The sequence below is a fragment of the Promicromonospora sp. AC04 genome, assembly GCF_003058225.1.
GTDB lineage: Bacteria > Actinomycetota > Actinomycetes > Actinomycetales > Cellulomonadaceae > Promicromonospora.
In genome coordinates this window covers 445844-460405 of record NZ_QBUG01000003.1, presented here as the reverse complement: position 1 = coordinate 460405, position 14562 = coordinate 445844, and the positions used below count along the sequence as shown (strand labels likewise).

Sequence of the window (14562 nt, the reverse complement as noted above, 5' to 3'; positions counted from 1 at the left end):
AGAGGCCGGGGGGAGTGTCAGTGAGCGGTGGGACGATGTGCAGGTGCGACGGTCCACGACAATCCCCCTGGTCTCCCGGCAGGAGCAGGTCGCCTCTCTCCTGCTGGCAGTGGGGCGCGCCTCGGCCGGCCGGCCCGGCATGGCGCTCGTCGGCGGTGACGCCGGCGTGGGCAAGACCCGCCTGATCAGTCACGTGGCTCACGCGGCGGAGCAGGCGGGGGCCAGCGCCGTCGTCGTGCACTGCGTGGACCTGGGGCAGGTGGGCATTCCATACCTGCCGTTCACCGAGGCCCTGACCCAGCTGCAGGCCGGGGCCGCGGGGCCCGATGCCGCCGCGCGGGTCGCCGAGCTCGTGGCGGAGCGGCCGGCGCTGTGGCGTCTCCTGGAACCCGGCGGGAGCGGCGAGGCCGACCATGACGAGCGGCTCCAGCTCTTCGAGGGCATCGCGCGCAGCCTCGCGGTCGCCGGCGTGCCCGAGCGGCCGCTGGTGCTGGTGGTAGAGGACGCGCACTGGGCCGACGCCTCGACGCGCGACGTGCTGCGGTTCCTCGCGGCCCGCGCCCGGTCGGAGAACGTCCTGCTCGTGGTGACCTACCGGGCGGACGACGTCGACCGGCGCCACCCGCTGCGCCCGCTGCTCGCCGAGCTGTCCCGGCTGGAGCACGTCGAGCGGATCGACCTGGAGCCGTTCAACGAGGACGAGCTGCGCGAGTTCACGACCGCCCTGGCTGGTAGTCCCCTGGCGCCCGCGGGGTTCGCCGAGGTGCTGGACCGGTCCGAGGGCAACGCATTCTTCGCGGAGGAGCTCCTGGACGCCGGCCCGGACTCGGCCAGCCTCCCCTGGACGCTCACCGAGGTGCTCCGCACGCGGCTGGAACGGCTGGACCCCGAGGTGCAGCAGGTGCTGCGCATCGCGTCGGTCGCCGGACGCCGGGTGCGCGAGGAGCTGCTGCGAGCCGCTGCCGCCCGGTGGGGCGCGCTCGACATCGACGCCGCCCTGCGCGAGGCCGTGACCCAGCAGGTCCTCGTGGTGTCCGGCGGACACCTGGAGTTCCGCCACGCGCTGCTGGCCGAGGCCCTGTACGCCGACCTGCTGCCGGGCGAACGGTCCGCGGTGCACCGCGCCTACCTCGCGGTGATCGAGCAAGACGGGCCCGACGGCATGCCGATCGGCAGCGCGGCAGAGCGGGCCCACCACGCCTTCGAGGGCCACGACCTGCCCGCGGCGCTCAGCGCGTCGCGCGACGCCGCCCTGCGGGCCCGCCGACTGCTCGCCCCCGAGGAGGAGCTGAGGCACTGGGAGCAGGTGCTGGCCCTGTGGGAGTCCGTCCCGGACGCCGAGGAGCGGATCGGCAGCGACCGGGTGGACGTAGCACTCTCGGCGGGCGAGGCGGCTGCCCGGGCGGGCGACCCGATGCGCGCGGTCAAGCTGACGCAGCGCGCGGCCGACGGCGTCGACGACCCCGTGCGCCGGGCCGGGCTGGAGCACGTGCTCGTGCGCCGGTACCTCGACCTGCCGACCTGGGACGACGAGCCCGGCCAGGCCGAAGCCGCGGTGGCGGACCTCCGGGCCGCCCTCGAGATCCTGCCGGAGCGCAGCCCGGAGCGGATCTGGACGAACGCGCTGCTGGCCCGGGTCACGATGATCCTCGACCGGGACGACGACGCTCGGGTGCACGCCGCGTGCGCCATCGACGAGGCGCGGGAGATCGGGCAGTCCGACGCCCTCGCCGACGCCCTGTCCACCCTCGCCGTGCTCGACGTCGCCGACCCCGACCGGGCCGCGACGCTCCTCGACGAGGCCCGTACCGCCGCCGTCGAAGCCGGCGACGTCCTCACCGAGATGCGCACCCTTTACAACGCCACGGCCAACCGCTTCTACGCGGGCGACCTCGACACCGCCGAGCGCCGAGTGGGCCTCGCGCTCGCCCGGGCTGAAGAGCTGGGGCTGGCCTGGAGCGCGCACACCGTCAACCTGCGGATCCTGCAGGAGGTCATGCTCTACTTCAGCGGCGACCTGACGTCGCGGCCCACCGATGGTGTTCCCGCGACGTCCAAGCACGTCATGGACGCAAGCCGGTTGTACGCGGCGGTCGCGCGCGGCGACGACGACGTGATCGCCCGCGGCGAGGCACTGTTCGACCACTGGCAGAGCGACGGGATGATCGCGCTCTTCGGCGGCGGCTGCCTCGTCGACGCACTCACCTGGGCCGGGCGGTACGACGACGCGGCGGCCCTTGCCGAGCGGATCACCAACCACCTCGGCGAGGTGTGGTCCGAGCTGTTCCTCGCCCGGATCTGGTTGTCCGCGCTCGCGATCGCCGCCCTGGCCGACGCCGCCGAGGCCGACCGGTCGGCCGGACGCGCTGGTGCTCCTGGCTCGGCCGCCGCAACCGCTGTCGAGGCCCGCGCCGCCGAACGCCTGGACCGCGGCGACTCGCTCCTTGCCATCGCCCGCGAGACCGCGCAGCGGGGACGTCCGCGCGGGGGCGTGCTCGGGCCGGAAGGGCGCGCCTGGCTGGTGCGGGCCGCCGCGGAGAACGCCCGCCTCCACGCGGCGGTGGGCCATGCCACAGGGGCCGAGCGCAGCGAGTCGACGTCCGGCGAGCTGTGGCGGGAGGCCGCCGCCACCTGGCAGGACACGGTGAACGCGTTCGACTTCGGGTACCGCTACGAGGTCGCGCGCTCGCGCTACCGCTGGGCCGAGGCCCTGCTCGGCGCGGGCGAGCGCGAGGCCGCGGAGGTCGAGGCGGCCGAGGCGCTCTCGGAGGCGGAGGACATGGGCGCGAAACCCCTGGCCGACGCCGTCCGCGCGCTGGCCCGGCGAGCGCGGCTCGACCTGCCGGGCGTACGCCGCGCGACGGCGTCCACCCTCACCGAGCGTGAGGAGGAGGTGCTCGGCCTGGTGGCGCAGGGGCTGTCGAACCGGCAGATCGGTGAGCGGCTGTTCATCTCGACCAAGACGGTGAGCGTGCACGTGTCCAACCTGCTGGCCAAGCTCGGCGCCTCGGGACGGGCGGAGGCGGTGAGCCTCGCGCACCAGCGAGGCCTGCTCGAGGTGTGATCGTCGGACCAACAGGCTACCTGCCCGGTGCAAAAGGGACACATCCGGTACATCTATCGCGCACGCGTACTTCTCTCGCAATACTGAGGAGATGCCGACGGACCTCCAGGCGCTGCGAGACCTTGAGCACGTCGGTCTTGGTGCTCCCACAGCGGATGAGGCCTTTGATCGGTTTGCCCGCCTGGTTCGACGCCACCTGAAGGTACCGGCCGCCGTCGTCTACTTCGCCGTGCGCGAAGGCCAGGTCCTCGCGGGTGCGTCCGGGGTGCCGGAGCCCATGCAGTCGAACCGCCTGCTGCAGTACCCGGGCACGCTCACGAACGTCATCGCCAAGCACGGTGAACCGGTCGTGACGTCGGATGCGCGCCAGGACCCCCTGCTGCGCGACAACTATCTCGTCCGCGAGATGGGCCTCGTCGCGGTCGCGGGCTACCCGGTCTTCGACCTGCGTGGCCGCGCCGTCGGTGCGCTGTGCGCGGTGGTCGACGAGCCGCGCGAGTGGTCCGAGGACGACCTGGCCTCCCTCGCCGACCTCGCCGCCGCCTGCACCGCCGAGCTGCGCCTGCGCGCCGAGCGGGAGCGCGCGCGCCGCATCCAGGAGACGGCGGTCCGGGCGAACCGCCGCAGCCGCTTCCTGCTCTCCCTGAGCGAGGCCTTCGCGAACGCGAACACGATGGACCAGGTCGAAGAGGTCATCGTCGAGGTCGGAACCGCCGGGATCGGCGCGCGGTACTGCGCGTTCGCCCTGACCGACGCCGACGGCCGGGGCATCACGTACCGGTCTCTCGTCCACGCCGAGCCGCAGCTCCCGCAGCGGTTCCGCCAGGCCAAGCTGGACGAGGCACGGCCGCTGGCCGAGGCCGCCCGCACCGGCCGGCCCGTGTTCTTCCGGACGGGCGAGGAGATGTTCTCGGCGTTCCCGTTGGTCAAGGACCTCTGCGACCCGGAGATCGGCGCCCGGGCGTTCCTTCCCGTCGTGACCGCCGGTGCAGTGGTCGCCGTCATAGCACTCTCGTGGGAGCGCGACCGCGGGCCGGACAAGGACTCGTACGCGCTCCAGACCGGCCTCTCCCACTACACGGGCCACGCCCTGGAACGCGCCCGGCTGCTTGAGGAGCGGCGCGAGTCCGCGAAGACGCTCCAGCGGGCGATGCTCAGCCGCCTGCCCGAGGTGCCGCACCTCGACATGGCGGCGACGTACTCGCCCGCCACCCGCTCCGACCAGATCGGCGGCGACTGGTACGACGCCGTGGCGGTGGACGACGACGCGACCATGTTCATGATCGGCGACGTGACCGGCCACGACATGCGTGCCGCGGCGAAGATGGGCCAGCTCAGGTCCCTGCTGCGCGCGTTCGCGTGGAGCCACGACGAGTCGCCGTCGGCCCTGCTGTCGCTGCTCGACAAGGCCAATTCGGGCCTGGGGCTGCTCGCCAGCGGGACCGCCGTGGTGGCCCGGCTGGAGCGGATGCCGGGCGCCTCCTACCAGCTCACCTGGTCCAGTGCCGGCCACCCCCCGCCCCTCGTGCTCCGCGAGGACGGCACGGTGGAGCGCCTGACGGTGCTGCCGGACATGATGCTGGGCGTGCGGCCGACGTCGAAACGCTCCGACCACGTCACCACGCTGCACCCCGGCGACACCCTCCTGCTCTACACGGACGGGCTCGCCGAGCAGCGTGGCACCACCCCTGACCAGTGGCTGAACCGCCTGGAGAAGACGCTCGGCGCGCTCGGCGACACGGCCACCGCCGCCCTGCCCGTCACCCTCGTCCGCCGCCTCGCCTCGGACGACCAGCGGGACGATGTCGCAGTGCTCGCCGTCCGGGTGCGGGCAGCGGCCCCGTCGGGCCCGCCGTCGCTCGGGCGCCCCGCCACGGCGGAGCGCAAGCTGGCCCCGTCGCTGTGCGACGTCGGCCCGGCCCGCATCTGGGTCGACGACGTGCTGGAGAGCTGCGGCATCCCGATGCCCCTGCGCCGCACGGTGATGCTGCTGACGTCGGAGGTGCTGACCAACGCCGTCGACCACGGGCAGGCACCGTTCACGGCCACCGTCGAGGTGGACCTGGACCGGCTGCGGGTGGGAGTGCGCGACTCGTCGACCACGCAGCCCGAGCTGCGCGACCCGACGGTCACGGAGTTCGGCGGGCGTGGCGTGCAGTTCCTGGAGCGGCTCGCTTCCCGGTGGGGCGTGGACCGGCACGGCGAGGACCAGGCTGCTCACCGGACCGGCGCTCCGCGCGGAAGCCGGCGACGGATCGGCAAGACCGTCTGGTTCGAGCTCGATCTTGGGTGACCCGACCGGGTGAATTTTCGACCGAGGACTTCGGTCAGGAACGAATCCCCCTCCGGCGTGTCAGTGGTGCCGCGTACGGTGTGATCTATGGCACAGACAGCGTCACATCCCAAGCAGAGCCTCGGTGAGGACCTGGCCGGAGCCGAGCTCTCCGAACAGCTCGAGGTGTATCGCCGCGAGCTCACCGGATACTGCTACCGACTGCTGGGCGGCACGTTCGACGCCGACGACGCGGTGCAGGAGACACTCCTGCGCGCCTGGCGGTCGTACGAGCGGTTCGAGGGCCGCTCCTCCCTGCGCACCTGGCTGTACCGGATCGCCACCAACGTGTGCTTCGACCAGCTCGGCTCCAGCCGTGCCAAGCGGGAGCGCCCCATGGGTCTCGGCGCTGCGGCCGACCCGGTCGAGGAGAGCCTCGCGACGGTGCTGCCCGAGTACGCGTGGGTGGAGCCGGTCCCGACGGAGCACGTGCTGCCTGGTGCGAGCGACCCCGCGGACACCGCCGTCGCGCGGGAGTCGGTGCGGCTCGCGTTCGTGGCCGCCCTGCAGCATCTGCCGGCCAAGCAGCGCGCGGTGCTGATCCTGCGCGAGGTGCTGCGCTGGCCCGCGGCGGAGGTCGCCACGCTGCTCGACACGTCGGTGGCCTCGGTGAACAGCGCGCTCCAGCGGGCGCGGGCCACGCTCGCCGAGAAGGCCCCGGACCGGTCCGGCACCTCGGAGTCGTCGGAGAAGCCGTCGGCCGACGACTCCGAGCTGCTGGAGCGGTACGTCGCGGCGTTCGAACGGTACGACATGGCCGCACTGGCCAACCTGCTCCGCGAGGACGCGGTGATGAACATGCCGCCCTACGCGATGTGGCTGGAGGGCATCGAGAACATCCAGGCGTGGATGACCGGGCCCGGCCACGGGTGCGAGGGTTCGCGCTGTATGCCGATCCACGTCAACGGCACGCCGGGGTTCGCGCAGTACCGGCCGGACCCGAAGGGCGGCCACTTCCCGTGGGGGATCGTGGTGCTGGAGAACGACGGCAAGCACATCACCGGCATCACCACATTCATCGACACGGAGAAGTGGTTTCCCCGATTCGGCCTGCCGGACCACCTCGACTAGGCATTTACCCATACCCTCACAAGGGTGACTGTGCGATCCGTAGTGGTCGGCGTTGACCACAAGCACCCGGACCTGGCTCGGCGGGCAGCGTCGCTCGTCCAGTCGCTGGGTGGAAGCCTGATCGAGCTCGTATGCGTGTGGGTCGACGAGACAGCCGTCTCGGACTCGCGGGGGTTCACCGTGTCGGTGGACCCGGACATTGCCGTGTCCTCCGACGCGTACGGCGCGGACGTCCTGGCAGGGCTGAACCGGGCGATGGTCGACGTCGGCCTGCCCTGGAGTGCTCTGCGCGGCGCCGGCGACCCGGCGGCCGAGCTGGGGCGGGTGGCCGACGAGGTGGGGGCGGTGATGATCGTCGTCGGCTCCCGGCGCCCGGGCCTGCGTGGCTGGACGACGAACCTCGTGGGCGGAACCGTCGCCGGGCGGCTCATCCACAACCAGCAGCGGCCGGTGGTCGTGCTCCCCGAGACGACGTCGGCCCCGTGAGCGATAGGTTCTTCCCAGACCTTTCGAGCATCCATGAGGGGACTCGCCGCGTGAAGAGTGCACCGCACCGCGACTGGCGGTACGTGGGCCTCGTCGCGCTGGGCGGTGCGGGCGGGTCGGTCGCCCGGTATCTGGTGAGCATGTGGGCCGGGATCCTGCTGACGCCCCTGACCAGGATGTTCCCGGGCAGCACTGGCGAGACGATCCTCTGGTTCCCGGTCGGGACGCTCGTCGTGAACATCTCCGGCGCGCTCGCCCTGGGGTACCTCCTGGAGGCCCTCGGCCGCCGCGGCCGCGAGACCGTTCGACGCCGCAAGATCCGCATCGGCATCGGCACGGGCGTGCTCGGCGGGTACACCACCTACTCGACACTGGCGCTGGAGACTGAACGCCTGTTCGCCGCCGGGCTCGGCTGGCTCGCCCTGCTCTACGTGGTGCTCACCATCGCGGGCGGCACGGCGGCCTGCCTCGGCGGGATCGCGATCGCCGCGCGCGCCGACCGCCGCCGGAAGGGCAGGTGACACCGATGCTCGAGCTGCTCGTGGTGGCGGTCGGCGGTGCCGTGGGCGCCGCCGCCCGGTTCATGGTCGACGGCGAGATCCGCGCCCGGCACAACGGTGGGTTCCCGTGGGGGACATTCGTGGTGAACGTGTCGGGCTCGTTCCTCATCGGCGTGTTCTCGACGTTGTTCTTCACTCTCGCGCACCACGGTGTGCCCAGTGATGTCGCTCTCCTGGTGCAGTTCGCCCTCACCACCGGCCTGTGCGGCGGGTTCACTACGTTTTCCACAGCCACTGTGGAATCCGTGCGCCTGGCCCAGTCCGGCCGGATGCGGCTCGCGCTGGCGAACACCCTCGGCACGCTGCTGCTGACGGTGCTGTCGGCAGGCCTCGGCGTCGCGGTAGGCGGGATGTTCGGCTGACCGCTCGCACGAGGCGCAGGAGTGCGAGCAGGCGACGGACCTACCCCTCGCCGGCCTCGAGTTCGCCGAGGAAGAGCGCCGCCAGCGCCTTCCACTCGTTGAGCGGTCGATCGCCGACAAAGCGGGCCGCCTCGTCGGGCGTCCGGTTCGTCAGCGTGATGTCGACGACGAAGCTGCCGTCGCCTTCCCGCCAGACGACTGCCGCGTTCGTCCGTAGATTCGATCCCGCGATCCCTGCCCAGAGCTCGTTGGCGGGCCGCTGCGCCCGCTCGATCAGCGGGTAGTCGCTCGTGTGGTCCCAGTGCGACCATGCGTGATTCAGCGCGGGCTCAAGACCGTCCTTCGACGAGGTGACTCGCTTTTCGCCGATTGCCGCCATGCCGAGGCCCAGTCCTTCGACGACCTCGATCACCTGTTGTTTTTTGCTCGCCATAACCGGACTTTACGCCCATGCCCGGATTTGGCCCCTGGCCGGGCCGCCGCCTGGTGCCCGCTACCGTCCTGACGCACGACAACGCACGCCTGTTCGCGCTCGACGGCGCGTGTCAGTGGGCCGTGGCAGGCTTCACCGCATGAGCCTCATGCTCCTCGACAGCGCCTCGCTGTACTTCCGCGCGTTCTTCGGTGTCCCCGACTCGCTGCGCGCCCCCTCCGGCATGCCGGTGAACGCCGTCCGCGGCCTGCTGGACACGATCGCGTGGCTCGCCACGACGCATGGTCCCGACCGCATGGTCGCGTGCTGGGACGACGACTGGCGCCCCGCCTTCCGCGTCGAGGCCATCCCGAGCTACAAGGCGCACCGCGTCGCGCGGGAGGTGCCCGGCACCACCGGAATCGAGGAGGTGCCCGAGGCACTGCTCGCGCAGGTGCCGATCATCGTGGACCTGCTGGCGGCGCTCGGCATAGCGCGGGTGGGCGTTCCCGGCTACGAGGCGGACGACGTCATCGGGACCCTGACGACCCGCGCCGTCGAGCAGGGAGCCGGGCCGGTGGACATCGTCACGGGCGACCGCGACCTGTTCCAGCTGGTGGACGACGCCGCCGGCGTCCGCGTGCTGTATCCCGCGCGCGGAATCCGGGACCCCGACGTGGTGAACGAGCAGCGGCTGGCCGAGAAGTACGCCGTCGCCTCCGGGCAGGCCTACGCGGACATGGCGACGCTCCGGGGCGACCCGAGCGACGGCCTGCCGGGCGTACCGGGCGTCGGTGAAAAGACCGCGGCGAAGCTGCTCGCCCAGTACGGCACGCTGGCCGGGATCCTCGCGGCCCGGGACGCCGGTGACAAGGGCCTGACCTCGACGCAGCGTCGTCGCCTGCTGGAGGCCGATGCCTATCTGCAGGTCGCACCCGTCGTCGTGCAGGTGGCGCGGGACGCGCCGCTACCCACTTTTGATCCGGCGGTGCCCAAGGCGCCTGCCAACCCGGGCGCGCTGGAGGCGCTGACGGCGCAGTGGGGCCTGAGGTCCAGCGTTGAGCGGGTGCGGGCGGCGTTCGGCTGGGCCTGAGGTCCAGCGTTGAGCGGGTGCGGGCGGCGTTCGGCTGGGCCTGAGGTCCAGCGTTGAGCGGGTGCGGGCGGCGTTCGGCTGGGCCTGAGGTCCAGCGTTGAGCGGGTGCGGGCGGCGTTCGGCTGGGCCTGAGGTCCAGCGTTGAGCGGGTGCGGGCGGCGTTCGGCTGGGCGTGAGCCGTCCTGGCGTGTCCGGCGTGCGGGCCGCACGGGTGGCCCGCACGTCTGAGAGGCCGGCTGACCTGTACGGCTGACCGGTAGGTCAGGAGCTGACGGCCGCGTCGTAGCGGTCCAGGACCACCTGCACCAGGCGGGGGTCGGCCTTGTCGGCCTCGGCCGGGCCGGCGACCGGGTCGGTCACGACGTCGGCGCCCGCCTCCAGCACCCGGTCCAGAAAGTACCCAGGCGCGAGCAGGTAGGACACGACGATCACGCGCGCCGCACCGGGCACACCTGGAGCACCGGGCGCACCGGGCACACCGGCTCGCGCCGCGGCCACCGCGGCGGGGACGCGCGGCTCCGCGCCCGCCCCGTACGACGGCGTCACGGCGCGCCCCAACCGCTGGGCCAGCGCGCTCGTGACCTCCTCGACGGCGGTCGCGGCGGCGGCCACCGAGGACCCGGCCGCGGCGAGCACAACGGCGTCGTCGGACCGGAACGGGCCGTGCGCCGCCTCGGCGGCGGCATACCGGTCGGCCAGGATCTCGACGAGCAGCGGGTGCGGCCCGAGCGGCTCGGCCGCGACCGCGATGCGCCCACCGCCGGCCGCATCGGGGGCGACCGCGTCTGCACCGACAGCGTCAGCACCACCCGCGGCACTACGATCCGCAGCACCACCGCCTGGAGCACTACCGCCTGGAGCACCAGCTGCGTTGACGGCGGCAACGGCCTGCGCGATGTCGTGCCGCACGTGGTACCCCGTCGACAGGAGCAGCGGCACCACGACGGCGGCCGGCCCGCCGTCGGACGACGCCGCACCCGCGCCCACAGCACCCGCGTCCCGTACGGCCCCGGCCAGGACCTCGCCGACCTCCGGCTGCTGCACGTCCACGAACGCCTCGCGCACGTCGAGCTCGGGCCGCGCTGCGCGGACGCCGTCGAGCAACGCGCGCACGGCGGCCTGGCCTGCGGGGTCGTCGGTCCCGTGGGACGTCCCGATCAGAATTGCGGCCATCGCTTCTCCCTGTGTGCGCTGGAATCCTGCTGTCAGGCGCCCGGCTCGGCGCGCGTGCCCTGAGATCTTCTGTTGAGTTCGGTCGGTTGCACCACACCCGTCACTGAGATCGGTCCTTTGCCTTGAGATCGGCCCTTCAATGGACCGATCTCAAGGCAAAGGACCGATCTCGCGCCCGGAGCCCCCGCATGCGACCGACCTCACGGCAAAGGACCGACCTCGCACCCAGAACCCCCGCATCCGACCGACCCCAACCAAGGACCCCAACTCATCCCGTGTTCTGCAGGCCCGCCGAGACCCCGTTGACCGTCAGCAGCAGCAGGTGCTGCAGCCGGCCGGCGTAGTCGCCGTCCACCGCGGAGCCGCCGTCGGACCCGGTCCGCAGCCCACGCAGCGCGCGGACCTGCAGCAACGACAGGGCATCCACGTAGGGCGACCGAAGCTGCACGGCCCGGCCGAGCACCCGCTTGGACGCGAGCGGCCACTCGTTGCCGCTGATCTTCAGCACCCACTCCCGGGTGAGGCGGAGCTCGTCGAGCACCATCGCCGCAAGGTCGTCGCGCGAACCCAGCGCGAGGTACTGCGCGGCGATCCGCTCGTCGGTCTTGGCGAGCGACATCTCGACGTTGTCGAGCATGGTCGCGAACAGCGGCCACTCGGCACGAGCCGCGCGCAGCAGCTCGACGTCACCGGCCGTGGCCAACGCCGTACCCAGGCCGAACCAGCCGGCGAGGTTGATGCGGGCCTGCGACCAGGAGAAGACCCAGGGGATCGCGCGCAGGTCGTCGAGTGAGTTCACCGAGAGGCCGCGCTTGGCGGGCCGCGACCCGATGGGCAGCAGGCCGACCTCCTCCAGGGGCGTGACCTGCGCGAACCACTGCGGGAACCCGTCGGCCTTCACCAGCTCGTGGAACCGTGCGCGGGACGTCGCGTCGAGGGCCTCGGCGAGCGGGGCGAACTTCGCCGCCGCGCTCTCGTTGACCGCCTCGACCGACGGCGCTGAGGCCAGCAGGGTCGCCGCGGCCACCTGCTCGATGTGCCGGGACGCGATGACCGGGTCGCCGTACCGGGCCAGGATGACCTCACCCTGCTCGGTCAGCTTGAACCGGCCGTCCACCGAGTGCGGCGGCTGGGCGAGCACGGCCCGGTTGGCGGGGCCGCCGCCCCGGCCGAGCGCGCCACCACGGCCATGGAACAGGGTCAGCTTCAGGTCGTTGTTCCGCGCCCACTCTGCGATCCGGGACTGGGCGTCGTGCAGGGCGAGCGTCGCCGCAACGGGGCCGACGTCCTTGGACGAGTCCGAGTAGCCGAGCATCACCTCGACGCGCCGGCCGTTCTCGGCCAGCCGCTTCCGCACGGCGGGCAGCGTCAGCATCGCCTCCAGGATCGGCACCGAGTTCTGCAGGTCCGCGAAGGTCTCGAACAGCGGGATCGCGTCGATCACCGGCCCGGCCTCGGGGTCGTCCGCGAACGCGTAGGAGGCCAGCTCGTAGACGGCGGCGAGGTGCTCCGGCGCCTGCGTGAACGACACGATGTAGCGGCGCGCCGCCCGCTCGCCGAACCGGCGCTGGATGGCGCCGAGGGCACGGTAGGTGTCGAGCACCTCGCGGGTGCGGTCGCTCAGCGCGCCGTCGACCCCCAGCTCGCGGATCTCGTCGAGGGCCGCGGCGTGCACCTGCGAGTGCTGCCGCACCTCGAGCTCCGCCAGGTGGAACCCGAAGGTCTGCACCTGCCAGACCAGCCGCTGCAGGTCGCCGTACGCGGCGCGCGCCGCGCCGGTCGCCACCAGCGAGTCCTGCACAACGAGCAGGTCCGCCTCGAGCAGCTCCGCGTTCGCGTACGCGAGGTCGGCGTCGCGCGACCGGGTGGCCGCGATCCGCTCCGCGATCGCGAGCATGACCGCGCGGTGCGGCTCGTTCGGCGACGCCTCCTCGGCGCGCCGGGCCACGTCCTCGGACAGCTGCCGGATCCGCCGCCACAGCGCGTTCAGGTCCGACGACGGCGTCGTGCCCTCCGCGTCCAAGGTCAGCTTGCGCCCGGTCTCGACCGCGAGCCGCTCCAGCGCCGCAAGGGCGTGCTCCGCGGCCAGCGCCGCGGCCTGGCGCGTGACCTCCGCGGTGACGTTCGGGTTGCCGTCACGGTCGCCGCCGATCCAGGTCCCGAGCTTCACGAACGGCTTCGCGACGGGGGAGACGCGGCCGGCGTCGTCGGCCAGGAGCCAGTCGTCGAGGCGCCGGTACACGTCGCCGAAGACGTCCACGAGGACGGCGTCGAACACGCCCATCACGGTCTTCACCTCGTCGAGCACGGACGGCTTGCTGGTCCGCACGGGCGCGGTGCGCCACATCGTGTCGATCTCGGCGAGGATGCGCCGTTCGTTCTCGGCGAGGGTCACGCCGCCGAGGCGGCGCGTGTCCCGCTCGGCCAGGAGGTCCGAGACGCGGCGAATGGTCCCGCTGATGGCCCGACGGCGGGCCTCGGTCGGGTGCGCGGTGAGGACCGGCCGGAACTCCAGCTCGCCGAGCCGGCGCAGCGCCTCGTCCCGCCCCACCTCCTCGGTGAGCTGCGCGAACGCGGCCGGGATCGTGTCCTCCAGGACGGCCGGACCGGTAGTCGTCTCGGCCTCCCGGGCGCGCAGCACGCGCACGCGGTGGAACTCCTCCGCGAGGTTCGCGAGATGGAAGTAGCAGGTGAATGCACGGGCGACCTGCTCGGCACGCTCCACCGAGAAGGACGCCACGACGTCCGCGGCCTCGTCCAGCGCGTGCGGCGACGGGTCGCCGTAGGCGCGGATGGTCAGCTCGCGGAGACGTTCGACGTCGTCCAGCAGGTCCTGGCCCCCGTCCTCGCGGAGGATCCTGCCGAGAAGTCCGCCGAGCAGGCGCACGTCCTCGCGCAGCGGGTCGGGTACCTCGTGCCGGGCGTTGCCGCGAACGGTCTGAGTTGATTCACTCACGGGCTAGAGCCTAGGACCAGATTGCCATTGCCCGTTCATCGTGTCCGGTTGTTGGTCTGGTCATGACCTGGCTGACTCTGGTTGGCTGTCTTCCTGTGACCGGCTATGACGCAGAGTTCCTCGGTTTCACCGTCCCGCTCCCCGTCTCGCCGGTCGAGGTACGTGTCCTGGACTACACCCACTTCTCCGTGCTGCTCGACCCGAGCCGCCGCCTCGCCGCGGCCACTGCCTGCGTCGTCGACGGCGCCGCGCTCCTGGCGCTGCGCCGGTCCGGCCGGTGGCGGCTGGAGCGCCGCGTCCCGACCGGCGAGCAGTCGGGCAGCGAGCTGTACTCGGGCAACCCGCTCGACCGCGGCCACCTCGTGCGTCGCCTCGACCCGGTCTGGGGCGACGCCGAGACCGCGGCCCGGGCCAACCACGACACGTTCACCTACACGAACGCCGCGCCGCAGGTGAACAGGTTCAACCAGTCCAAGGAGCTGTGGAACGGGCTCGAGGACCACGTGCTCGAGTACGCGGCCGCCTACGACCATCGGCTCGTGGTGCACACCGGACCAGTCTTCGCGGCCGACGACCCGCTCTACCGCGGCGTCCGCATCCCCCGCCTGTTCTGGAAGGTCGTCGCGTGGGTGGGGCCGGGCGCGGCGTCCGACGGCGGCGTGGCCCGCGCGTCCGACGATCGCGTGGCCGACGGCGGCGCGTCCGTCAACGGACCCGGCGTGCTGCAGGCGACGGCGTTCGTGCTGGACCAGACCCCGCAGCTCGAGGACGCACGCCTCCAGGAGATCACCGCCCAGGCCCTGGCCCGGGACGACATCCCGCCGCTGGGCCCGTTCCGGACCTACCAGGTCCCGGTGCCCGACGTCGCGGCGCTGACCCGCCTGGATCTCGGCCCGCTGCCCGGGGCGGACGTGCTCGCGGTGCCGCCCCCGACGCCGTCGGGCAGCCGGCCCACGGACATCACCATCCACCGGCTCCCCCGGGCGCGGGCCTGGTCGGAGATCAGGACGAGCGACCAGATCGCGCTCCCCCTTTTACCGGGCTAGCCCCCTT

12 protein-coding genes are annotated in these 14562 nt (G+C 72.6%); 9 read left to right on the top strand and 3 right to left on the bottom strand.

The window, feature by feature from the left end; genetic code table 11:
- Window positions 1–43: 43 nt before the first annotated feature.
- The 6 genes from C8K30_RS11140 to C8K30_RS11115 all read left to right on the top strand — a co-directional run bounded on the left by C8K30_RS11140 (window position 44) and on the right by C8K30_RS11115 (window position 7875).
- Entirely contained in the window at window positions 44–3064 is a 3021-nt protein-coding gene (locus C8K30_RS11140) for a helix-turn-helix transcriptional regulator (RefSeq protein WP_233257110.1), read from the top strand.
- A 91-nt stretch (window positions 3065–3155) separates the two neighbouring features.
- Entirely contained in the window at window positions 3156–5357 is a 2202-nt protein-coding gene (locus C8K30_RS11135) for a SpoIIE family protein phosphatase (RefSeq protein ID WP_108492954.1), read from the top strand.
- An 87-nt stretch (window positions 5358–5444) separates the two neighbouring features.
- Window positions 5445–6467, top strand: a complete 1023-nt coding sequence (locus tag C8K30_RS11130; protein WP_108492953.1) for a sigma-70 family RNA polymerase sigma factor — start codon at window positions 5445–5447, stop codon at window positions 6465–6467.
- Window positions 6468–6491: 24 nt separating this feature from the next.
- Window positions 6492–6953: a universal stress protein gene (locus C8K30_RS11125; protein WP_108492952.1), complete on the top strand. Its 462-nt coding sequence runs from the start codon at window positions 6492–6494 to the stop codon at window positions 6951–6953.
- A 50-nt stretch (window positions 6954–7003) separates the two neighbouring features.
- Window positions 7004–7474 carry a CrcB family protein gene (locus tag C8K30_RS11120; protein ID WP_199230440.1) on the top strand — a complete coding sequence of 157 codons (471 nt, stop codon included), beginning with the start codon at window positions 7004–7006 and terminating at the stop codon, window positions 7472–7474.
- 5 nt (window positions 7475–7479) lie between these two features.
- Window positions 7480–7875 carry a CrcB family protein gene (locus C8K30_RS11115; RefSeq protein ID WP_108492950.1) on the top strand — a complete coding sequence of 132 codons (396 nt, stop codon included), beginning with the start codon at window positions 7480–7482 and terminating at the stop codon, window positions 7873–7875.
- Window positions 7876–7915: 40 nt separating this feature from the next.
- Here the strand turns inward: C8K30_RS11115 and C8K30_RS11110 are convergent, their stop codons facing one another.
- Window positions 7916–8308, bottom strand: a complete 393-nt coding sequence (locus C8K30_RS11110) for a hypothetical protein (RefSeq protein ID WP_146197426.1) — start codon at window positions 8306–8308, stop codon at window positions 7916–7918.
- Between the two features lie 17 nt (window positions 8309–8325).
- Here C8K30_RS11110 and C8K30_RS31615 point away from each other — a divergent pair, with 17 nt between their 5' ends.
- Window positions 8326–8451 carry a hypothetical protein gene (locus tag C8K30_RS31615; protein WP_255415716.1) on the top strand — a complete coding sequence of 42 codons (126 nt, stop codon included), beginning with the start codon at window positions 8326–8328 and terminating at the stop codon, window positions 8449–8451.
- Window positions 8448–9380 (top strand): 5'-3' exonuclease, encoded by a 933-nt coding sequence (locus C8K30_RS11105; protein WP_233257109.1) that lies wholly within the window; start codon window positions 8448–8450, stop codon window positions 9378–9380. The genes C8K30_RS31615 and C8K30_RS11105 overlap by 4 nt, the downstream gene beginning before the upstream one ends.
- Before the next feature lie 261 nt (window positions 9381–9641).
- On the opposite strand, the gene C8K30_RS11100 is transcribed toward C8K30_RS11105, so the two are convergent.
- Both C8K30_RS11100 and C8K30_RS11095 read right to left on the bottom strand, forming a co-directional pair.
- The gene (locus C8K30_RS11100) at window positions 9642–10553 is read right to left on the bottom strand and encodes a sirohydrochlorin chelatase (protein ID WP_108492948.1); all 912 of its coding nucleotides are present in this window, start codon (window positions 10551–10553) and stop codon (window positions 9642–9644) included.
- Between the two features lie 268 nt (window positions 10554–10821).
- Entirely contained in the window at window positions 10822–13509 is a 2688-nt protein-coding gene (locus C8K30_RS11095; protein ID WP_199230439.1) for a phosphoenolpyruvate carboxylase, read from the bottom strand.
- A 95-nt stretch (window positions 13510–13604) separates the two neighbouring features.
- On the opposite strand from C8K30_RS11095, the gene C8K30_RS11090 reads away from it, so the two are divergent.
- On the top strand, window positions 13605–14555 hold the full coding sequence (locus C8K30_RS11090) for a DNA/RNA non-specific endonuclease (RefSeq protein WP_108492946.1): 951 nt from the start codon (window positions 13605–13607) through the stop codon (window positions 14553–14555).
- Window positions 14556–14562: the final 7 nt, after the last annotated feature.

Coding starts and splice junctions, on each gene's coding strand:
- C8K30_RS11135 (WP_108492954.1), top strand. CDS start 3,156: ATGCCGACGGACCTCCAGGCGCTGCGAGACCTTGAGCACGTCGGTCTT.
- C8K30_RS31615 (WP_255415716.1), top strand. CDS start 8,326: ATGCCCGGATTTGGCCCCTGGCCGGGCCGCCGCCTGGTGCCCGCTACC.
- C8K30_RS11130 (WP_108492953.1), top strand. CDS start 5,445: ATGGCACAGACAGCGTCACATCCCAAGCAGAGCCTCGGTGAGGACCTG.
- C8K30_RS11100 (WP_108492948.1), bottom strand. CDS start 10,553: ATGGCCGCAATTCTGATCGGGACGTCCCACGGGACCGACGACCCCGCA.
- C8K30_RS11110 (WP_146197426.1), bottom strand. CDS start 8,308: ATGGCGAGCAAAAAACAACAGGTGATCGAGGTCGTCGAAGGACTGGGC.
- C8K30_RS11105 (WP_233257109.1), top strand. CDS start 8,448: ATGAGCCTCATGCTCCTCGACAGCGCCTCGCTGTACTTCCGCGCGTTC.
- C8K30_RS11115 (WP_108492950.1), top strand. CDS start 7,480: ATGCTCGAGCTGCTCGTGGTGGCGGTCGGCGGTGCCGTGGGCGCCGCC.